The sequence below is a fragment of the Flavobacterium frigidimaris genome (assembly GCF_002217275.1).
In the GTDB taxonomy this organism is placed as follows: Bacteria; Bacteroidota; Bacteroidia; order Flavobacteriales; family Flavobacteriaceae; genus Flavobacterium; species Flavobacterium aquidurense.
The window spans coordinates 67,139-88,411 of sequence record NZ_MUGV01000018.1 but is presented as its reverse complement, the minus strand read 5'-3'; the positions used below and the strand labels follow the sequence as shown (position 1 = coordinate 88,411).

General features: G+C 33.1%; 14 protein-coding genes and 1 other RNA gene. 4 read left to right on the top strand and 11 right to left on the bottom strand.

The features are described 5' to 3' along the window. The first annotated feature begins 14 nt into the window (after positions 1-14). Positions 15-1,409 (top strand): aldehyde dehydrogenase family protein, encoded by a 1,395-nt coding sequence (locus B0A65_RS10990; RefSeq protein ID WP_074658823.1) that lies wholly within the window; start codon positions 15-17, stop codon positions 1,407-1,409. 325 nt (positions 1,410-1,734) lie between these two features. On the opposite strand, the gene B0A65_RS10985 is transcribed toward B0A65_RS10990, so the two are convergent. The 8 genes from B0A65_RS10985 to B0A65_RS23520 form a co-directional block, all read right to left on the bottom strand. Then, on the bottom strand, positions 1,735-3,624 hold the full coding sequence (locus B0A65_RS10985) for a hypothetical protein (protein WP_074658821.1): 1,890 nt from the start codon (positions 3,622-3,624) through the stop codon (positions 1,735-1,737). A gap of 321 nt (positions 3,625-3,945) precedes the next feature. Further along, entirely contained in the window at positions 3,946-4,395 is a 450-nt protein-coding gene (locus tag B0A65_RS10980; RefSeq protein ID WP_074658820.1) for a hypothetical protein, read from the bottom strand. A gap of 541 nt (positions 4,396-4,936) precedes the next feature. Then, the gene (locus B0A65_RS10975) at positions 4,937-5,995 is read right to left on the bottom strand and encodes a 5'-methylthioadenosine/S-adenosylhomocysteine nucleosidase family protein (protein WP_074658818.1); all 1,059 of its coding nucleotides are present in this window, start codon (positions 5,993-5,995) and stop codon (positions 4,937-4,939) included. Beyond that, the gene (locus B0A65_RS10970) at positions 5,992-8,481 is read right to left on the bottom strand and encodes a GAP1-N1 domain-containing protein (protein WP_074658816.1); all 2,490 of its coding nucleotides are present in this window, start codon (positions 8,479-8,481) and stop codon (positions 5,992-5,994) included. Before B0A65_RS10970 ends, B0A65_RS10975 begins: the two co-directional genes overlap by 4 nt. Then, entirely contained in the window at positions 8,478-9,317 is an 840-nt protein-coding gene (locus tag B0A65_RS10965) for a TRAFAC clade GTPase domain-containing protein (protein WP_074658814.1), read from the bottom strand. The genes B0A65_RS10970 and B0A65_RS10965 overlap by 4 nt, the downstream gene beginning before the upstream one ends. After that, positions 9,292-10,278 carry a TRAFAC clade GTPase domain-containing protein gene (locus B0A65_RS10960; protein ID WP_074658812.1) on the bottom strand — a complete coding sequence of 329 codons (987 nt, stop codon included), beginning with the start codon at positions 10,276-10,278 and terminating at the stop codon, positions 9,292-9,294. The genes B0A65_RS10965 and B0A65_RS10960 overlap by 26 nt, the downstream gene beginning before the upstream one ends. A gap of 6 nt (positions 10,279-10,284) precedes the next feature. After that, on the bottom strand, positions 10,285-11,577 hold the full coding sequence (locus tag B0A65_RS10955) for a GTPase-associated system all-helical protein GASH (protein WP_074658810.1): 1,293 nt from the start codon (positions 11,575-11,577) through the stop codon (positions 10,285-10,287). A 914-nt stretch (positions 11,578-12,491) separates the two neighbouring features. Continuing rightward, positions 12,492-12,662, bottom strand: coding sequence for an ATP-binding protein (locus B0A65_RS23520; protein ID WP_262490026.1), 171 nt, complete (start codon positions 12,660-12,662; stop codon positions 12,492-12,494). 161 nt (positions 12,663-12,823) lie between these two features. On the opposite strand from B0A65_RS23520, the gene B0A65_RS10945 reads away from it, so the two are divergent. Both B0A65_RS10945 and B0A65_RS10940 read left to right on the top strand, forming a co-directional pair. Beyond that, positions 12,824-15,211: an arylsulfatase gene (locus B0A65_RS10945; RefSeq protein ID WP_074658808.1), complete on the top strand. Its 2,388-nt coding sequence runs from the start codon at positions 12,824-12,826 to the stop codon at positions 15,209-15,211. A gap of 341 nt (positions 15,212-15,552) precedes the next feature. Beyond that, positions 15,553-15,885 (top strand): helix-turn-helix domain-containing protein, encoded by a 333-nt coding sequence (locus B0A65_RS10940; RefSeq protein ID WP_074658806.1) that lies wholly within the window; start codon positions 15,553-15,555, stop codon positions 15,883-15,885. Positions 15,886-16,295: 410 nt separating this feature from the next. On the opposite strand, the gene ssrA is transcribed toward B0A65_RS10940, so the two are convergent. Both ssrA and B0A65_RS10930 read right to left on the bottom strand, forming a co-directional pair. After that, positions 16,296-16,691, bottom strand: a transfer-messenger RNA (tmRNA) gene (gene ssrA, locus B0A65_RS10935). A 226-nt stretch (positions 16,692-16,917) separates the two neighbouring features. Then, positions 16,918-18,120, bottom strand: a complete 1,203-nt coding sequence (locus tag B0A65_RS10930; protein ID WP_074658804.1) for a serine hydrolase domain-containing protein — start codon at positions 18,118-18,120, stop codon at positions 16,918-16,920. A gap of 240 nt (positions 18,121-18,360) precedes the next feature. On the opposite strand from B0A65_RS10930, the gene B0A65_RS10925 reads away from it, so the two are divergent. After that, the gene (locus tag B0A65_RS10925; protein ID WP_074658802.1) at positions 18,361-19,560 is read left to right on the top strand and encodes an NAD(P)-dependent oxidoreductase; all 1,200 of its coding nucleotides are present in this window, start codon (positions 18,361-18,363) and stop codon (positions 19,558-19,560) included. 189 nt (positions 19,561-19,749) lie between these two features. Here the strand turns inward: B0A65_RS10925 and fumC are convergent, their stop codons facing one another. Next, positions 19,750-21,135 (bottom strand): class II fumarate hydratase, encoded by a 1,386-nt coding sequence (gene fumC, locus B0A65_RS10920; protein WP_074658800.1) that lies wholly within the window; start codon positions 21,133-21,135, stop codon positions 19,750-19,752. Positions 21,136-21,273: the final 138 nt, after the last annotated feature.

Here is a 21,273-nt window from a genome sequence, read left to right as displayed (position 1 = left end):
TTAAAAAAGTAATTATGGAAAACACCACAAAAATACTATTCCCATACGATCAAAGTTTTGTAAAAGAGTTGCCGATGATCAATAAAAAGGATATTGAAAAGATAGTAAGCACTGCTCAGAATTTATTTAATGATCAATCAAATTGGCTTCCTGCTTATAAGAGAATTGAGATATTAGAAAAGGCAGCTTTGATCATGAATGAAAAAAGCGAAGAACTGATACACTTGGCTATTAGCGAAGGCGGAAAACCTTATAAGGATTCGAAAGCAGAAATACTCCGAGCCATCAAAGGAGTGAAATTAGCAGCTGAACATATAGCCCAAATAAAAGGAGAACAGATTCCTATGGGGCTTACCGAAGCTTCTTTGAACAGAATTGCTTTTACTTCAAAAGAACCAATCGGAATTGTTGTTGCCGTTAGTGCCTTTAATCATCCATTAAATTTAGCCGTACATCAAATTGCTACCGCTGTTGCGGCTGGTTGTCCGGTTATTTTTAAACCATCAAGCAGTACGCCACTATCAGGCCTTGCTTTGGCTGCTATCTTAAAAGAAGCCGGTTTACCCGAAGCATGGTTACAAGTAGTTTTATGTGATAATGAAACGGCAGAATTGCTGGTTACAGATTCGAGGATTCATTTTTTCTCTTTCATCGGTTCAGCAAAAGTAGGTTGGTCTTTAAAAAATAAACTAGCTCCCGGAACCAGATGCGCATTAGAGCATGGAGGCGCGGCGCCGGTAATTGTAGAAAGCGATGCCGATTTTAGTGAAATGATTCCTGATTTGGTAAAAGGAGGATTTTATCACGCAGGTCAGGTTTGTGTCTCCGTTCAGAAAGTTTACGTGAATCAGGAAATTTGTGACCGTTTTCTCGAACAGTTTTCTGAGGCAACCAGTAAATTAATTGTTGGAAACCCGTTTGATAAAACAACTGATGTAGGTTCGCTTATTACACCCAAAGAAGTTAACCGTGTTGAAGAATGGGTTAACGAAGCTATTGAAGGAGGTGCTAAAGTAATTACCGGAGGAAAAAGAATCTCGGATACTTGTTTTGAGCCTACAATTTTGTTCAATCCATCAGAAGATGCTAAAGTATCAACTAATGAAATTTTCGGTCCCGTGGTGTGTGTGTATCCTTTTACAGATAGGGAAGAAGCCATAAAAAAAGCAAACAGCCTCGATGTACATTTTCAGGCAGCTGTTTTTACAAAAAATGTTGATATTGCTTTGGATGCAGCCAAAAAACTAAATGCTACTGCTGTTATGATTAATGACAATACTGCCTTTAGAGTAGATTGGATGCCGTTTGGAGGCAGAGATGCTTCAGGTTTAGGAATGGGCGGAATATCCTATACAATAAATGATATGACACGTGAAAAATTAACTGTTTTTAAAAGTAAATTTTTATAAACATCAAAAAGGTTAAAAGGTATAATGAGATGTTGACGAATAAAAAAAGGGAAGATATTTAACTATCTTCCCTTTTTTTGTGGAACTGATGGGATTAAAATCGAACACCTAATTCCGATATTAATGTTTATTGATAGGCTTGGGAAAAAGACTTGAAGCCCTTTAAATATAGGATATTTTCCTTGTTTTTATTTTATTTAAACCCCGCTATTCTTTTTTTCTTTTGGAATGTTTTTTTTTCAAAATGCTACTATTTTTGCTTAAAAACATACAAAAGGATCAACTTAAGGTGTTCGATAATTGAACACCTTAAAAAAGTTAAGAATTAGGGCTTGCAATAAATATAAACACCATCTACTCCTGCTTCTTTGCAACCATTAATGAATGAAGAAATAAACCACAAGATCTGTATAACTTCATTTCTTTCTGCAAAAGCTTCAGCATCTCGTAATTGCTGAAGCTTAATTTCTAAACCGCTTTTTGAAATAAAATTTAAGACAAGATAAACTTCTCTTTGATGATTAGGTTCTAATATAGTACTCTTAAATCTGTCTGTGAAATCAAGTATTGAATTACCTTTGCGTAACCTTCTAATTTGTGTTTGAATGCCATCTTTATTGTAATTATTATTCCAGAATGCTTGTTTTGAATCTAATTGAAAATCCTGTGGCATTAGATTACCTAAATTTTTTAGAGCTTGTCCAACAATATCTTGAAAAGCAGAGGCTGAATAATTTACGTCTTTATATTTTGAATGAATGAACTGTATTTTATTACTACTGATACTAATATGATCAGCCCACTCTTTTCCAAGATCATCACAAACTAAATATTCTGATTCCTGCAAAAATATCTCTTCGACAATACTAAAAACTGATGAAGGGCTAAAATTGATGGAAGCTGCTGCAAATGTACCTTTTTCACTATTTGCATTTTGAAGTTGTGCATTAGGAATGAATATCTTTAGAAAGTTATCAATATTGCCTAAGAGTCTATTATCTTTAAACAACTTTCGATTTGTATAGATAAGTTCACAATTGTCAAAATTTACTATGAATTGATTTGATGAATTAATGTAATCCACTAGATTTTGAATCCTTCCATTATCTTTAAATAAAATTACATTTTTTAATTTTTGAGATCTTACTGAAATAGATTTTTCATTCATTCTTACTTCTAAATCATTTACATACGGATTCTGGATATCATAAGTTGTAAGACCAACAGTGTTATGGTTTGTTATCTGAAGCAAGGTTTCCACCTTTGAGATATGTTTAATTAAATCTATTTGTCTTTGGCTGCCATCTTCCGAAACAATTCGGGTTTCGTGAATTACATTTTGTTCCAAATCCTCATATAATTTTGAGAATACAAATAAGATCGCAATTGGCATTAAATCACTTTTATGATCTTTAAAATCTATTGATTCAGAAAAAATTGACAAGAAGGTTTCCCTGTCTGCATGTGCTTTTAATCTCTCAACTTGTAAAAATCCCCATTTTGAAATTTCTTTTATTGAGCACTTTTTGCCGAATTTATTTATTCTGGAAGTATTTAATGAAAGGGAAGTTTTTTCTTCATCATTTTTGACCCTTATATTATTTACTACGTAGTTACTTGTGCCGAGTGGAGAAAGATTTTGTTTTAGATTTAGAGATTCAAGTGACTTTTGGCGCATAGCACGATCAGAAACATTCATATTTTGCATATTTATTTTTTCAATTAGTGTATCCTCATCAACATACAGAGTTGAAAGGATCTTATAATCGATCGGCTCAAATTTTTCGAGAAATTCTCTAAGTTTACCAACATTTCTTCTAATTGTCACCATATAGTCTTTAAAGTCTATTATCAGTATGTATGCTAATTTTATTTCTTCCCAATTTTCTAAATATTCTTCCAGAATAGAGGGTATAGCTGTATAACGATAGATGCAAATGGAATAATTAAAACTCTGCTCATCGATTATAATTTCTTTGTTTATAACTTTCAAGAGATAGTTTCCCGTTTTTCCGCTTGAAATCTTTCTAAAAAGGTTTGTAATAAGGTATCTAGATAGGTTTACTTCATCAGGGTTTGAATAAAAATAGGCATTCTCATTCAAAACAATTTGATTTAAAATTTCATCTTCGGTTAGTTGCATAGCTATGGTTTTATAATTTAAAAGTTTTTCAAATGTAGGATAGGTTTTATAAATACATTTACGGTTTTCCATAAAGCATTAATAATCAGATTGAATGTTTTATGGTTTTTAAATTAGAAGAAGAATTGAATTTAATAGCGAGGATTTTGAAATAATGAAAACTAGATATTAATTGTTTTTTGAAAAATTATAATTAACAAAAACTAAAAACAAAAATGTAAGTTTTCAAGTAGAACAACCGAAAACGATACATTATTGAAAGATAAATTTTGATATTTCTAAAGCAATAAAGAAACTTGGAATTGAATTGAGAAATAACTATTATAATTTTGAGAGAGATTATATTTGGAATTGTTGAATAAAAAAGACAGCCCGATTAAGCTGTCTTTTTATTTATCCTACGGTGTAAATATCTCCAGTATTTACTTCGTCTTCAATCATATCATGAATTCTTAAAACTTTCAATTTTGAGTTTATTCTCGGACCACCGTTTCGTATTGTTTCGGTCATATATTTTAAATCATCTTCACTATAGTTTACATTAACAACTAATATTTTTCCATATTTATGATAACTTTCAGTTCCTGGATAAAATTCTAAAGTTAAAGTTGGATTAAAACCTTTGAATTGAAATAAACTAGGTAAAGACCATGCATACCCCTTTGACCTTATTTTCGCTGTATATGCTTCAATTGAGTGCATAGCTGCTCTTGCACCTTCTAATTCTAAAACTTGCGAATCGTTTAAATTAGGTTTAGATTCCAAATCTTTAACTGTTGTATAATGTAAAAAATACATTACGTAAACTGATTTTTCTGGGAAACTTGATAAGTCTATAGGCATAGTGAAATATTTATGATTTTATCAAATATATGAAAATTCTTAGAGTAGAATCGATTTCTTTTTATCCAACTGTCATTATAATATTTGTTTTTTTGGATGTTCTTTGAAATGCTAAAAAGAAGATAATAATAAATATAAGAATGATAATGATATTAAAATATCTAATGTTTCCATTTCGTAAACTTATTTGAAATATTCAATGACGGCTAAATAATAAAATAAAAAATCGCAACCACTAGTAATATATAGTGATTGCGATTTTTATTTTGTGGAATTGAGGGGTCTCAATTGAACACTTAATTCCTATAATAATGTTTATAGACAAGGTTGTGAAAAAGCACTAAACACCTGTTTTTATTAGAAAAATTGATGGAATTGATATTTGTTCTGAATTTGATTAGTTCTTTTTTTTATTAATATTAATCTTTTTAAAATGAAAATAAAAGTTTTTTAAATAGTTAATATATTGAAATGCATAATGTTAGAAAAAAAAATCACTCAACAATAAATTGGCTTTAATATTTATGAATACAGTTTTAAATTATAATTTATTTATTAATGTGATTATATCTTGGTTATTTGAGAAATCTAAAGTGACGGCTTGAAGTAGAGATTTTGCCGTGATACTTCCACCTCCGCCTCTAAAAATTACACGTGTAGCTTCTACCCATTGACCTTTACCGCTTTGAGATAGATTGATTAGGGCTAAATTTCCTCCGGCATTTTCCCATATCCCATTTTCTCTAAGGCCTGCTGGATAAAGTTTACACATTACTTCAATTACTTGATCTTTCAGTTTATCTTTTCCTTCATTTGATGTTTCTAGAGATTTATCTGTGCTTAATGGTAAGATTTCCAATAAACCAAAAAGAAATGCTGATACATTTTTTGAAGCGTACGGTTGTGAGCCTTTATTATCCATTACTTCTTTGTCTTCTACCAAATCTGAAATCCCACGTAATAAAAGGCTTTTGGTTAAAGGTCGAGCACGACAAACTTCAAGAAACCCTAAGCCTTCCATTTCAATTGCTAAAGCATGACTTGCATTTTGTTTAATATGTTGATGGAGACTAGATTTGATTGATGCGTCTACTTTTTCACCAGATGCAATTGTTCCAGTTAAAACTTTAATTTCAGTTTGAAATGATAAATCATTTAGTGATCTTGCTAAAGTTTTCCATTCGTCGCTAATTGAATAAGCAGAGGCAAGTCTGTCTAGATCATATGACGATGCACCAAACTGTGGTCTTGCTTTAAAATTTTCATCTTCAGCTTTTCCTCTTTCATATCCTATTACTGTTGTACCAATTACTATATCTCCGACTGAAACATCTTTTAGCCCACCTGCAACTCCTACAAAAAAGATGTAATCTGGTTTAAAAAACTCCAATGCGCGTTCGGTTTCTAATGCAGCATTCACATTTGTTTGGTCTGTTCTACATATGACTATATCAATTTCAATTTCATTTGCAAGTTTATATTTCCCTTTGATATAATCTGTTCCTGTGGTGGGATGAAAAATTGTTTCTTTGCTACTAATGTATTTTAAAACTTCCGCTCTTTCTACTTCTAGTGCGGTTAATACAACTACTGTTTTCATATAATATTTTTAAGTGTTTTTAAAGATTCATCACAAGAAAAATCATCTATCATTTTTTGAAGAAGATCTTTTGAAGAAGGTCTTCCTCCGCTCTTCATATGGGAAATTGCATAGCTCCAAATCTGTTTTCCTGAACCAGTGATGTGTAAATCAGATCTTTGTCCACCTGAGTTTTCCCATAATCCATTTTGATTTGGACCATCAGGATACAGTTCTGTAGCCTTCTCTAGTAGTGCATTCCAAAACTCATCAATAAATGTTGATGACTTGTGTAAGTCATTATTGGGTAAGCTCAGACGATCCCAAAACGATAATAAGTGATAACAATATTTTAATGCTATTGCTAAATCATTTCTCGAATGGCGTAGATTAAAAATACTATTGGCTAGTTCTCTCCAATGCTTAGTTGATGCAATAGAGCCTAGGGTGATAGCATTCTCGGGAGAAAGTTTGAAGTTTGTCAAAACTAATCTTGCATCTATTTCATTGAAATCAGTACAAATTTGAACTAAGTTAAGTTTTAAGGAAGTTGAAAAGAGCGAACTTGAAAGTATCTTAGTTCTTATTATCGATGACTTCATAGTATCTTTTAATGATTTTTCTAAATCATTAAAATTGCTTTTGTTTGAATCAATATCTTTCAAACAGTCAAAAAGGGTAGCTTCTATAAATTGTTCTTTGCACGTGGAAGGGAGGATATCCCAAAGTAAAATTCTTTTCTCAAAATTCTTTAAACTATTAAAATCACTGGAACTTATTTTTGATAGAAGCACTTCATCAAACGGCGAATTTTTAATTAACAAATTCATTATCTCAAACAATATTTTATTAGGATTAGAAACTCCTTTCCAGACGTTAAGCCCCATATCTATTGATTGTAGCCATAACTTCTGCGATACATTATCTGATACAATCAACTTTGCTTTTAAATCAGGTTTTTCTATGATCATCTTGGTAGCTAGTGAAGTTAATCTATCATCACATAATGCTAAAGAATCTGTAATTATTTGATGATCATGTACTTTTGAGCTCATTTTCTCTAGCACAATATCATGTTGTAAATCGGGAATTGCGAGTATTTTGGTAAATGCTTCTTTGGAACCATACAATTCTATGGAGATGATTCCGTATAATGAATACCACTTTTTATTCTTGATTGTTTGAAGTACAATTTCACCATTAACTTTGTTTAATTTAGGTAGTTCTTCAATCAAATCTTTTTCTGCAGAATCATTTAACAGAGGCACTAGTACGTTGGTAATCGAGGGCTCCTTTTCGATGCAGCTCCACAATATTTTTGAATAATCAGAGTGCCAATTTATCAACTTTTCAGTGATAAAATCATAAATAAAATCATGCCACCAATATTTAAGTTTTGCTGTTAAGCCAGTCGTTAAAATACTAGATATTTTCTTTATGTCACAACCAAATTGAATATGACTGTTTAACCATTTTTTTAAAGATTGACCAAGCGATTTTTCTAAATAAGTAAGCTCGTAACCTTTCCATGTTTGGTATTGTAAAAACAAAATATCTTCATATGATGCAGTTAAAAGGTTACTTGCCAATGTATCAATAATCTTCTTTTTGCCTAATATTGCTATTTTTGGCTCTGGACAATATTTGGAAACTAGGTCGCAAAAGATTAGTAATTCTGTAAAAGATTTTTTTTTATTTAAATTTTGATATAGTTCGGTATATTCATTAAGAATTTTCAGGTCATCAATTTCTTCAATTGTGGGATCTAATTCCTTTAAAAGTATGTTCAAACCAGAGCCAATATTCTCAACATTATTAAAGTACCTGATAAGGCTGGTTTCAAGTACTACAATATTTTCTACATCAATAATTGCGCAACATTCTTTAAGCCAGTTTGGCTTAAGTCCCTCAGGAATATAAACTAGATTTAAATTTTCAACATTTAAAAATTTCGAATTAAAGGCAGCTCCGATCCTGCTGTTAATTTTAACCTTATCTGGAATTTTCGACCAGATGAGACTTATCCATAACCAATATTCTTCATTTTCAATCCATGCGATAGTATTATTATTGTCTATGTGGTTAATCATAGCATTTGTGGCAACGATCATCCGTTCACTTTGTAAAACATTGGGTAACGATATATAATTTGTATATTGAATTACATTTAAATTGGCAGACTTGTTGATTTCCTTTAAATGAAATTGTAAAAGGTCTGTTATATCTTTGACTTTTAAAAAATTTTCTAAACTCAAAACCAACGCATGTGAAAAGACTCGTCCAGGCCTACCTTCATGATCTGGAAAAGATTTAATCAACAAAAAGTTATCCTTTACCACAAATCCCCTGATTATTGCTGTTTGAAGTTTGCCATTAGTAGGTCGATCAACCAAATCAGTATATCCTGAAATTTGATTTGTAATTAAGTCTGTTTGATAAGAGGAATTCAAAACAGCATGACCAAGATCCCTTCCTTCGCCAAATATTGCTTGATGTATTTCAATCATAATGATAATGAAATTTCAATTAGTCTTGTAAGATCTTTATCAATCTGCCCATTTTCTAATACAATATATCCAAATGATTCAGGAAGCTCATCTAAGTACTTGTCTTTGGCTGCAATATTATCCAAACGGAATTCCTGGGGTGCTGCACCTAATACCGTAAAGCTATCTTTTTTCCATAATGTTGTAATGAAATTATAGAATAGGGGTAATTTTTCTAGTAAGATTTCAAGTGGTGTATTTGTCGTATTCAGTTCATCCCAGCATGTCATTACAATTATGAGTTTTGGAACACTTATAGAGGTTTTTATCCCTGTACCACGAGCATGTAGCAGGGCTTGTATTAATTCTATAAAATTATACTGGTGTGATAATTCATTGTGGCTTACTTCCTTAACTTTGGACTTGTCAACATCTGCATAACCTGTGATACTCAAGTCATAATGATGATATATCTGACCAGGACGGATGAATAAAATCCAACGATCATTTTCTTTGGCACGAGTTTCCCATGTTTTATCATATTCCAATAGTGCCGTTATGTCCCTTACTTGTTCACCTCCATAATCTTTAAATGTGAGCTCTAGTTCATTTTCCTTCCATTTTACTGGAATGCTAACTTCAGCATTAATTGATGCCGGAGTTGCTTCTGTTTCGAGCCCATCAGCTAACCGGTTATAAGCATTTTTTATTCCTGTAATGTTCATAGGAGTTTTACTTAATTTTATACAACCTTTTTTTGCTTGTATACGGCCGTAAAGTTGTGTAAGGAAAGTTGTTTTTGAAGAGTTTGGAGGGCCAATAATAAGTATGTTATCGTTTACTGTAGTTTCGTCCATGGTAGTTTATAAAAAAATCGTTTGACATCGGTAAGGTTGGAATGAGATATATCTGTTTTGTTTTAGTCATAGCTTCTAGTACATCTTGTGCTAAAGCTAGATTGTTTACAAAGCAGCGCTCATCCTTTGAGTCGACAGAAAAGTTACTTATGTAAAATGTTTTTGCTAAAGGAAAGCTTTCGGCAAGGGATTGTTCTATCGCTTCTTTTATCGTTGGAGGAATATCATCAATTTTATCTGATTTTGACCATGCAATAGCTACATATCTATTACCTAGGTTAGAAGCAATCTGTCCTGCAAGTTGGGTTATTTTTCTTTTGGCCCTTCCTCTTTCTTTTATAATTGCTTCACAGTCTACAAAAAAAATAAAGCCATCAGAGTTTTCGTAAATCCATTTAGCATTGTCAGACTCAATGTCTTCAGTATCATCTGCCCATTTAGTAAAGACTTCTCCGGAGGAATCTGCAAAAACAATATCGTGTAAACTTTCATCTGCTTTTAATGCCATATGATATAGGCTGTAATAATCAGGTGTAGATGGTGTAGCTGCTGGAAAAGATACCTTTCCGTTAGAGCCTATTTTTAGTCCCTTTGCCTGCGCTTCCCATGCAATAAGGGTATAGCTTCCTGCAAAATTCCATTTTGTAAATTTATGACCATTGAAGAGAAGGGTATATAACATACCAAGATAGGATGTCTTGCCTGCGTTTGCAGCACCAATTATACCAATAATTAGAGGGGTAGACCGATGTGAAATCAGATCTAATTTATCAGGAGTAAGTTCCATACCCGACCATGGAATTACCGTATTTTGATCTGCTGATATTTTAGCAGATCCTGAACTAGCCAATTCTTTATTTGAATCAATCCAATTTTGACATTCCTGATAATTAGGACTTAAAAGTATTTTACACAAAGATTTAGGTGCATTGCATCCCTCAGAATCACACTTTTGTCGCATATTTAACTATTTTTGGTTAGATATTTTGACAGCCTGTAAATCATGTAATAACCAAACAACAAGATCTGATAGTGAAACTTCATGGTTAGGATCAAGCCCAGTTTGTAGAAGAAATTCATTTTCTGAACCCTCATTGATTGCATTTGCAAACGCAGATCCCAATGAAATTCTACTTGGCGAGATAGTTTTCAATGAATCCAATGTTTTTAACGAAGGGTTACTAAATTCTAGAGCTTGTTTCAACCAAAACGAAAAAGTCTCTTTCTTTTCTAAATCCTGATGAATTTCCCGTAGTGCTTCTCTCAATAAGTAATTCGCACTCTCAGGATATATTGTGCCTATCAGAAGTGAAAGGTCATTTGCCATCGTTATGGCCATTTCGATTGGTTTTAGATTTCGATAAGAATCGTTTAAAGTAGGTGAATACAATGTCTGTCTCCACCAAAGCAATTCTGACCGTTTATTTGCTGCTGTGGCACTTTGATTAAATGATTTTGAAGCGGCAAGAAAAAATTCTGTGAACTGAGAAAAATATTCATTAATATCCTCTTCAACAGTATTTGTTAAATTACTTATCGCTGTGTTCTGTTCTAAAAGCGCCTTGTCAAATATTGCTGCAAGTCCGGGAGCTGCACGTTCGGAAAAATATTTAGCCCACTCCCAATTTCCTGCTGCAGGATGAGATGGGTTCTCACCACCACCACCTTGTGATACCCACCCGCTATGTATAGATGCTGCTTTTAAAAGTGCCAAAAGCTCTACTTTATTTACTTGCGTTGAAATTTTGGCAGTAGTTGTAACGTTCAACTTTTTGATATCTGTAATTACAGGCGTATTCACGCTCCATATTTTTCTGCTTTCATTTTCAAAGGCATTTCCCATATCTACTATTAAACTGGAAAGAGCGTTTTGTTCCTTTTTTACTTGATAATAAGAGATTACATTACGACCAGTTAACCATATGATAGCACCGATTTGCTCATCTGATTTCGCTAATTCAGACAAAGCTTGTAAAATTACAATTCTCACATAGGTAGTTGGTTTATCTTTAGTGGAAGTACTATTTTTAAATGTCGGCCAATTCTTTATTATTATAGCTTCAACTTCGGAGACAGCAGGATTTGTCTCATCAATTAGAGGATCAAGAGAAATTAGTGTATATGGTATAATTAATTGTTTTTTCTTTGCCAAGTAGGTTTTTAATGCTGTAACTGCTTTGGTCAAGCTCTCAATATTGCCTGCATCTGAGGTCTTAATAAATTGATTATTTAGAAAAATTTGGAGTATAGTTTCGGTCATAATGGTTAGTTTCTATTAATTTAATAAATTATTATTCCATCTGTTAGTGTCAAATTGTTGGCTCGAAATATAAGAAAAATAAAACGAATTACTTTTATTTTCATTGTTTCTATTTTAAAAGAGTTTTTAAGAAAACGATTTTAGAATAATTGTTAATTACGGTAAGTGATTAAGTTAATCTTATTAGTTTTTTTATAGAATAGCATTAATCTTAAATCTGAATGTTTCAAAAATATCAATTATGAGATATAAAACTGCAGGTATAAATACCTATTTGACCTTTTTATTTAGGTTTTAATTGATTTAAAAACCCCGCTCCGCAAAGTCTTCCTTATGAAAAGCTGCGCAAATGTCTCTGACTTTGCGCAATTTTTTTGTTTCTTAGAAATTGTAAACCTCATAAAAGTCTCCCGACTTTTTACGTTTAGTTCTATATTATCTTGATTTTTTTACATTCAGGGAACAATATTCTAAGAAAATTAGTTTTCAAGTCGGAGACTTTGAGAGGTTTTCGTTTTTTAATTACATTTGTTTAAAATGGCGCAAAGTCAGAGACATTTGCGCAGCGTGAATAAGGAACACTTCGTGGAGCGGGGGGTGGAAACTTGAAATAAAATAATTTCTTTTATTCAAGTAAGCAAATAGAGTTGGAAATTTATAAAGGATTTTTTTTCTTAAAAAATCTACGATCCTGACACAAAAACGTGGAATAGTGAAATATCTTTATAGATTACTATTATGATGTTTAATGTTATTTGTGTTGAAATTACTAAGATTTAATTAGAACAGTGACATTATTAGGTTATGCTCAGTTTGGTTATTACAAGATTTTGATAGACCATTTAGCACTACTATTGATAAGAAGCTGCCTGTTTAAGAGGCAGGGGTACTATAAATTCAGCACAATTATCTTTCTATCCATTGGAAGCTATAGTATCATTATGTCTTTTTGCTATTTTTCTGCAAAGTGCAAGGCCAAGACCGTTTCCTTCAAACTCATCCTTGAAGTGCAGTCTTTCAAATGCATTAAATATCTTCTCGGCATAAATAGGATCCAGTCCAATACCATTGTCCTTGATTTTTATTTCTAATATTTTAGTAAATTCTATAAAATCCCTATTATAAAATTTCTTACATTTTTTTCATATTGATAAATTAAAAATATGTAATTTTATGATTCAATCTGCTGAAAAACAACCGTTATCCATATTTTTTTTTTTTAACTAATAAACAATCTGTTTTAATTATGAAAAAGATTTTTTTACTCACAGGATTAATTTCTATATTTTCTTTTAGCATTTTAAATGCCCAGGAAAATTCTTCTACAGGAAGCTGGCCAGACAGAACAGTTTTGCCTGTTGAACCTTATCAAAAAGTAGGCAAAGTAGCGCCAACAATTAAAGATTCGGATAAAATTGATTGGCCAAAGGAAATTAGTGCTCCAGAAGGTGCTCCTAATGTCTTGCTAATTATGATTGATGATGTTGGTTTTGGCGCAAGTTCAACCTTTGGTGGTCCAATTCCAACTCCAAATTTTGATGCTCTTGCCAAAAACGGATTAAGATACAATCGTTTTCATACAACAGCGGTTTGTTCGCCTTCCAGAGCTGCATTAATTACAGGAAGAAATCATCATACAGCTGCAACAGGAATTATTATGGAATTTTCAACCCCTTATCCGGGTTATAACAGTTTAGTACCACGAAGCGTTGCTACTATTGGTAAAATATTGACGGATAATGGATACGGAACTTCATGGTTTGGTAAAAATCATAACGTACCAGATTGGATGACTACTCCGGCAGGACCCTTTAATTTATGGCCAACTGGTTTAGGATTTGAATATTTTTACGGATTTCTTGGTGCCGATGCGCATCAATTCAGACCAGCTTTGTATGAAGGTACAAAAGCAATTGATCCCTATTTAAAAGATGAAAAAGTCGATAATAATTACATATTAGACGAAGATTTGGCCAATCATGCTATACATTGGATACAAACACAAAAAAATGTTTCACCTAACAAACCTTTCTTTGCTTATTACACTCCTGGAACAGCCCATGCTCCTCACCAGGCACCAAAAGAATGGATTGCCAAATTTAAAGGAAAATTTGATCAGGGATTTGACAAGCAACGTATTGCAACTTACGAAAATCAAAAGAAATTGGGCATTATACCATCTGATGCATTATTAGCTGCGACACCCGCGGAGTATCAAAAATGGGATGCGCTTACTCCGGGAATGAAAAAAGTAGCTGCCAGAGAAATGGAAGTTTACGCTGCTATGTTGGCTTACTGCGATTATCAAATTGGAAGAGTTATTCAGTCTGTTAAAGATTTGGGAGAATTAGACAATACGATGATTATCTTTATAATGGGGGATAATGGCGCCAGTGCAGAAGATCCAACAGGTCACGGAATGACCAGTGAGATTGGTATGTTGGTAAACGGTGAAGTTGATACAGAAGAATATATGTTAAAACACCTGGACGATTTTGGCGGGCCATGGATGGGAGAACATTATTCTCATGGTTGGGCTCACGCCATGAATACTCCTTTTCAATGGGATAAAAAGATCGCCTCTCATTTAGGAGGCAGCCGCACCGGTATGGTTATTTCATGGCCTGCAAGAATTAAACAAACAGGTCAGATCAGAAGCCAGTTTGCTCATATTACAGATATTGTACCTACTATTTTAGAAGCAGCCAATATTCCACAGCCTAAAAAGGTAGACGGTTTTGAACAAACACCAATTGCGGGAAAAAGTCTTGTGTATTCATTTGATAATGCAAATGCGCCTGAAACCCATAAAACACAGTATTTTGAAGTTATTGCCAATAGAGGTTTTTATAAAGATGGCTGGCTGGCAAGTACAACTCCTAAAAATCTTCCTTGGCAAGGTCATCCTGTACCGTCTGAAGATCCTGTAAAAGATTATAAATGGGAATTATACGATCTTACAAAAGATTATAGCCAGGCGAATGATATTGCAGCACAAAATCCGGAAAAATTAAAAGAAATGCAAAAAGCTTTTATGGAAGAAGCTGAAAAATATAAAGTCTTTCCATTTGATGATCGATACATTGACAGAGTAAATCCTGAGAATCGACCAAAATTTAACGTAGGCAGAACGAAATTTGTTTTTTATCAGGGAGGTTCACGTATAACGGAAGGAATGGCACCCAATATGAAAAATACATCGTTTAGTATAACTGCAGAAATTGAAGTTAAGGCGGGACAGGAAGGAATGATTATTACACAAGGAGGTTATTTTGCCGGCTTAGCATTGATGCTTCAAAAAGGAAAACCAACATTTGCCTATGCATTTTCCCATTATCCTGAACATAAATGGAGTATTCAATCGCCTACCGCCTTAACAGCAGGTAAACATACTATTGTTTTGAATTTTGATTATGCTGGTGGCGGAGTTGGAAAAGCAGCAAAAGCTACATTAATGGTCGATGGTAAAAAAGTAGCAAGTGGTGATATTTCTAAAACAGTTCCGAGTAGATTCTCTTCTGATGAAACTTTAGATGTGGGGGAAGATTTTGGTACACCAGTAAACAGAACTTACGATGCTCCTTTTACTTTTCAGGGAAAAATAGAGAAAGTTACAGTGGATTTGAAGCCATGATAAAAGTTAGCTTTAGAATAAAACTAAGCTACTTTAAATCATGTTAAAAAACATTTTGTAAATTTCGCAATCATTACTAAAAATTACAAAACTCCAAAGTTATTTGATTTTGGAGTTTTTTGATTAATGATTTTTGTCTTTCAGGTAGTTATAATATATTCAAATCCTACCGTTATATATTTTTATTAATAGTGGATTTGTAATTTTAAAGAAACTTTTTATTCCATGATATTGACAGAAAATTTAAATTTGAATTAAGTTAGATTATGAACTTTCGAAAATTAACTGCGGAAAACAAGCAATTTTATTTAGCATAAATAGAAGATAGTGTAATTTCCAAAATGCTCTTTTTAAAAACTGATTTTACGCTTTCGGCTCTTGCAAAAGAAACCGGAATTCAACTCCATTCGCTTTCGTATCTAATTAATTCAGAAATTAATTGTCATTTTAAGGATTATCTAAATTTGAAGAGAATAGAATATTTCAAAGAAAAGGTAAATAATTATGAATGGAATGATTTGACAATAGAAAGAATGGCTATGGCCTCTGGATTTAGGTGTTATAGAGCATTTTTAAAACACGTCGGTATGTCTCCTTTAGAATATTTAAAATCACATAGAATAGAATTTGAGCCTCGCAAAGTTTCCAAAGCTAGCAGTTATAACTATGGTTAATTGAAAAGTTAATCTTTTGTAGAATCAATGTCATCCAAAACTGCGTTTTTACACCCTTTATTAATGGTCGCCTTCCAGATTTACAAAAAATGCTGATGTATAGCTGTATTCTGAATCCTATAATTTTAATTCCCATTTTCACTTCGTAATAATGTATCTTAATAGTACCCCCACAATTCTTTATTTTAATTGATTATGGAATCTTAATTTCTGGAGTTGAAATTAACTTAATGCATATTTTTTTGTATTAAAAGATAGCTTCTATTGATTAATACTGTAAAGAGATGTTCTTAATTTGTAAGAGCGAGAGTTCTCGAATTGTTTTTATAATTTTTATTAACAATAAAAACATCAACTAAATTGTCAACTAAAAATAAAAAAGCCCGTAAACAAGGGGTTTACAGACTTTTTTGTGGAGTCGCCGGGAATCGAACCCGGGTCCAAACAAGCAACTAAAGAGCTTTCTACACGTTTATTTCCTGATTGGATTTTCGTTGTTAAGCTAGGTCAGGAACAACCACTCAACACTTATCTTCTTAATTTCGATCTCCACCCGAAGCTCATGGAAATCTAGGTTTATTTTTACGGTTCCCCTAAACTGACCGCCACAAACCAAGGCTTTCAAGGAGAATCCAGCTTCCCTATCTTATAGGGACGTGGCTAATCTTACTATAATTCAGATTATGCAGCTAAAGCGTAGTTATTTTCGCCGTGTAAAATTGTAAGATCTTATATTTACGAGCAAGGTCTCAATGCTCGACGTGCTTACTTTCCAATTCGACTTGCTGTCAAAACCAGTCGACCCCAAAAATGAGTTTGCAAATTTATACTATTTGAAGTTAGTTTGGTAATAAAATTTTCAGAAAAATTGTATTATTCTATGTAGTCGAAAGTCAAATGTCATAAAGTTTTTAAAGTCAAATACTTTCGTGCTCTTTTTATCCAATTGGTGTATTTTAAAGAAGAGCGAAGTCAATATGATAATACATTTGTGACCTTAGGACTTTTGACTTTCGACTTTCGACTATTGTATTATTCTTCATCCTTAAAATTAAAAGGATAATCTCCAAAAATGGGTGCCAGTTTGCGAACGGCATATGTTTTAGTAGTCATTTTGTTGGACAAAGCTATAATCGTCACATTTTCCTTTTGAAGCGGTATATAAGATGAGGTATTCCCATGCCACCAACCGTTATGGAAATAGAAATTTTGACCTGTTTCCCAATTGATCATTCGGATACCCAAACCATAATTTTTTGTTCCTTTTCTTTCGTTGCTATAACCTGTATATACCTCTTTTAATAAAGCCGGTTTCAAAAAGTCAGGTGAATTTCTGGCTCGGTCAAATTTTAAAAGATCTCGGGCAGTCGAAAATACGTTTTTATCTCCGTAAACATTATCCAGATAATCAAAACCTATTTCTGCGCCATTCCCTTTATAGGATGGAACAATTTTTTTTCTGTCTTTGTCATCGTCAAAAACATAAGTATGTGTCATTCCTAAAGGTTTGAAAATGATTTCAGACATTGCTTCTTTATACTTCAAACCGGTAATTTTTTCGATAATCAGAGCTAACATGGCATAGTTGGTATTGCAATATCCAAAACGTGTTCCCGTTTTTGATTCCAGTCCAATATCTTTTGTTGCCAGAATATTTAAAATATCTGCATTGGTAAGCTGATTATGTCGATCCCAAATTGATTTATCATGATCTGTAAAATAGGCGTAATTACGCATACCGCTACGATGGCTTAACAACATTCGAACGGTACAATCTTCGTAAGGAAATGTTTTTAAGATTGTATTTACTTTTTGATCTAAATCAAGTTTACCGGCATTAACCAATTTTAAGACTGTAGTCGCAGTCAAAACTTTGCTTACAGAAGCAATTTGTACAGGTGTATCTGCAGTTATTTTTGTGCCTTCATTTTTATTGGCATAACCGTTATATCTTTCAAAGATAATCTGACCATTTCTGGCAACAAGAAAGCTTCCATTCATGCTGTTGTTTGGCCAGTTTTTAGTGTAAAAATGATTTATTCTCCCTTTTACTGAATTTATATAGGCCTGGCTTAATCTCTTTTCAGGAGCATGAGGTTTCATCCTGGGCATTGTATCCTCTACCGCTGAAACAGTATCTGTAGTTGTTTTTTTATCTTTTCCACATGAACTTAAAACTAGGATTAGGAAAAGTATTTGTGGTATATTTGTTTTTTTTAGGAGACTCATTTTCATCATTCTTTAAAAACAAATATATAGAATTCAATATTTATGTTTTGGTTTTTTGACGTTGTCAAAAATTTAATTTTAACATTGTTTTAACTTCTTTTTTTGTTAGTCGATTGTACATCAGCTCTTAGCGTTATAAAAATGTTTCAAATAAGAAAATAACAACAAAATTTTAACTAATTTTGTTATATTTGAAACAAATTGAATCTAAAAAGTTATATTAATACTTATCTTAATCTCGTATAAATGAAATTTGGAATTATAAAAGAAAGAAAATCCCCACCAGACAGACGGGTAGTGTTCTCACCAAATGAACTTGCTAAATTAAAACAGCTTTATCATGATGCAACTGTTGAAGTTGAAACTTCTGATATCCGAATTTTTACTGATCTGCAATATAAAAGCATGGGCATAACTGTGACCGATAATGTCTCAGATTGCGATGTTTTGTTTGGTGTAAAAGAAGTTCCTGTTGAAAATTTGATTCCAAATAAGGCTTATTTCTTTTTTTCTCATACAATAAAGAAACAACCTTATAATAGAAAATTGTTAAAAGCAATTTTAGAAAATAATATCGATTTATACGACCACGAAACTATTGTTGATGCTGAAAATCGTCGTTTGATTGGTTTTGGAAAATATGCCGGAATGGTTGGTGTATACAATGGAATTCGTGCTTTCGGAATAAAATTTGAATTGTTTAAATTACCAAAAGCAGAAACGCTGGCAGGAAAAGAAGCTTTAATCGCGCACTTAAAACGTATTACCTTACCATCGTTGAAATTTGTCGTTACCGGAACCGGAAAAGTAGGAAGCGGTGTAAAAGAAATTTTAGATGCTATTAAAGTTAAAGAAGTTACAGTAGATAACTATTTAACTAAAAAGTATACGCAGTCAGTTTATGTTCAATTGGATGTTTTAGAATACAACAAACGAATTGACGGACAGGTTCTGGATTTCAATGATTTTACTTCACATCCTGAAGCCTATGTGTCAGATTTCGAAAAATTCACAAAAGTTTCAGATATCTATTATGCAGGTCACTTTTATGATAATGCAGCGCCAATGATCTTAACTCAGGAGATGCTGAATGCCAGTGATTGCAAATTGAGGGTTGTTGCAGATATTTCGTGTGATGTTAATGGGCCAATCGCCTGTACATTACGTTCGTCGACAATTGAAGAACCTATTTACGGTTATTTCCCATTAGAAAATAAAGAAGTTGATGTTTTTCACCCCGCTGCAATTGTAGTAATGGCGGTTGATAATTTGCCATGCGAAATTCCGAAAGATGCAAGTGAAGGTTTCGGAGAACAATTTATGGAACATGTTATTCCGGCATTTTTTAACGGAGATAAAGACGGAATTCTACAAAGAGCCAAAATTACTGAAAAAGGAAAATTGACTCCAAGATTTGCTTATTTACAAGAGTATGTCAATGGTTAATTGTGAATGGTAAATTGTAAATTAATGATTTGATCTAATAAAAAGGGTTTTATAAAAGTCTAGACTTTTATAAAACCCTTTTTATTAAAAACTAACATTTTTGTTCGAGATCAAAGAGTGACTTTTCGTTGGTTGAAGTGACGCAAACCAAATTAATTAATAATTTACCATTCACAATTAACAATTAAATCAAACCATCTCTTCCGGTTTTACCCAGGCATCAAAATCTTCCGGAGTAACATAACCCAAACGAACAGCTTCTTCTTTAAGAGTTGTTCCGTTTTTATGGGCAGTTTGTGCTATTTCTGCGGCTTTATAATACCCAATTTTAGTATTTAAAGCCGTAACCAACATTAGAGAATTGTCTACTAATTCTTTGATACGTTTGTAATTGGGTTCGATTCCCTGAGCGCAATGTTCATCGAAGGAAACACAGGCATCTCCTAATAATCGTGCTGATTGTAAAAAGTTAGCAGCCATAACCGGTTTAAAAACATTTAATTCATAATGTCCCTGCATTCCGCCAATGGCAATTGCCATATCATTTCCGATAACCTGAGCGCAAACCATCGTTAAGGCCTCGCATTGTGTTGGATTTACTTTTCCAGGCATGATGGAAGAACCTGGTTCGTTTTCAGGAATATGAATTTCACCAATTCCGGATCGTGGGCCTGAAGCCAGCATTCTAACGTCATTTGCTATTTTGTTTAAAGAAACGGCCAATTGTTTTAGAGCACCATGCGTCTCTACAATAGCATCATGTGCTGCCAGAGCTTCAAATTTATTTTCGGCTGTAATGAAAGGCAGGTTGGTGAATTTAGCGATGTAGTCGGCAACTTTTACGTCGTAACCTTTTGGTGTATTTAGTCCGGTGCCTACTGCGGTTCCTCCAAGAGCAATTTCTGAAAGATGTGCTAAAGTGTTTTTAAGCGCTTTTAAACCAAAAGATAATTGAGCGACATATCCTGAAATTTCTTGTCCTAATGTTAGAGGAGTAGCATCCATAAGATGGGTACGGCCAATTTTTACAACATCTTTGAATTCAGTTGCTTTTGCGGCTAAAGTTGCCTGTAATTTCTCAACTCCCGGAATAGTAGTTTCTACAACAATTTTATAAGCTGCAATATGCATTGCGGTTGGGAAAGTATCGTTTGATGATTGTGATTTATTGACATCATCATTGGCTTTAATAAACGGTTCGCCTTCGCCAATATTAAATCCCTTTAAAACTTGTGCGCGATTGGCAATTACTTCGTTAACGTTCATGTTACTTTGTGTTCCCGAACCTGTTTGCCAAATTACTAACGGAAATTCATCTTTTAATTGGCCTGCTAAAATTTCGTCGCAAACGGCTGCAATCGCATCCCTTTTTTCGGCTGGTAAAACTCCTAAATCTGCATTGGCGTATGCAGCTGCTTTTTTTAGATAGGCGAAACCTTCGATGATTTCTGACGGCATTGAAGCAGATGGTCCAATTTTGAAATTGTTGCGGGAACGTTCTGTTTGTGCACCCCAATATTTATCAGCAGGGACTTGTACTTCGCCCATGGTGTCTTTCTCTATTCTGTATTTCATTTGTATATATAGTTTGTTGTAAAATGTTGCTGGTGAATTGAACGCGGATAACACGGATTTACTTCGTAAAAAACGCGGATTAAAAACGGATTTTTTTCTCTGATGTTTAAAATTTCTTTTGAAAATGAATGCCTAGCC

What these genes read in the sequence shown, in the direction of transcription:
- B0A65_RS10990 (WP_074658823.1), top strand. Translation starts at nt 15, where the DNA reads ATGGAAAACACCACAAAAATACTATTCCCATACGATCAAAGTTTTGTA.
- B0A65_RS10985 (WP_074658821.1), bottom strand. Translation starts at nt 3,624, where the DNA reads ATGGAAAACCGTAAATGTATTTATAAAACCTATCCTACATTTGAAAAA.
- B0A65_RS10980 (WP_074658820.1), bottom strand. Translation starts at nt 4,395, where the DNA reads ATGCCTATAGACTTATCAAGTTTCCCAGAAAAATCAGTTTACGTAATG.
- B0A65_RS10975 (WP_074658818.1), bottom strand. Translation starts at nt 5,995, where the DNA reads ATGAAAACAGTAGTTGTATTAACCGCACTAGAAGTAGAAAGAGCGGAA.
- B0A65_RS10970 (WP_074658816.1), bottom strand. Translation starts at nt 8,481, where the DNA reads ATGATTGAAATACATCAAGCAATATTTGGCGAAGGAAGGGATCTTGGT.
- B0A65_RS10965 (WP_074658814.1), bottom strand. Translation starts at nt 9,317, where the DNA reads ATGGACGAAACTACAGTAAACGATAACATACTTATTATTGGCCCTCCA.
- B0A65_RS10960 (WP_074658812.1), bottom strand. Translation starts at nt 10,278, where the DNA reads ATGCGACAAAAGTGTGATTCTGAGGGATGCAATGCACCTAAATCTTTG.
- B0A65_RS10955 (WP_074658810.1), bottom strand. Translation starts at nt 11,577, where the DNA reads ATGACCGAAACTATACTCCAAATTTTTCTAAATAATCAATTTATTAAG.
- B0A65_RS10945 (WP_074658808.1), top strand. Translation starts at nt 12,824, where the DNA reads ATGAAAAAGATTTTTTTACTCACAGGATTAATTTCTATATTTTCTTTT.
- B0A65_RS10940 (WP_074658806.1), top strand. Translation starts at nt 15,553, where the DNA reads ATGCTCTTTTTAAAAACTGATTTTACGCTTTCGGCTCTTGCAAAAGAA.
- B0A65_RS10930 (WP_074658804.1), bottom strand. Translation starts at nt 18,120, where the DNA reads ATGAAAATGAGTCTCCTAAAAAAAACAAATATACCACAAATACTTTTC.
- B0A65_RS10925 (WP_074658802.1), top strand. Translation starts at nt 18,361, where the DNA reads ATGAAATTTGGAATTATAAAAGAAAGAAAATCCCCACCAGACAGACGG.
- fumC (WP_074658800.1), bottom strand. Translation starts at nt 21,135, where the DNA reads ATGAAATACAGAATAGAGAAAGACACCATGGGCGAAGTACAAGTCCCT.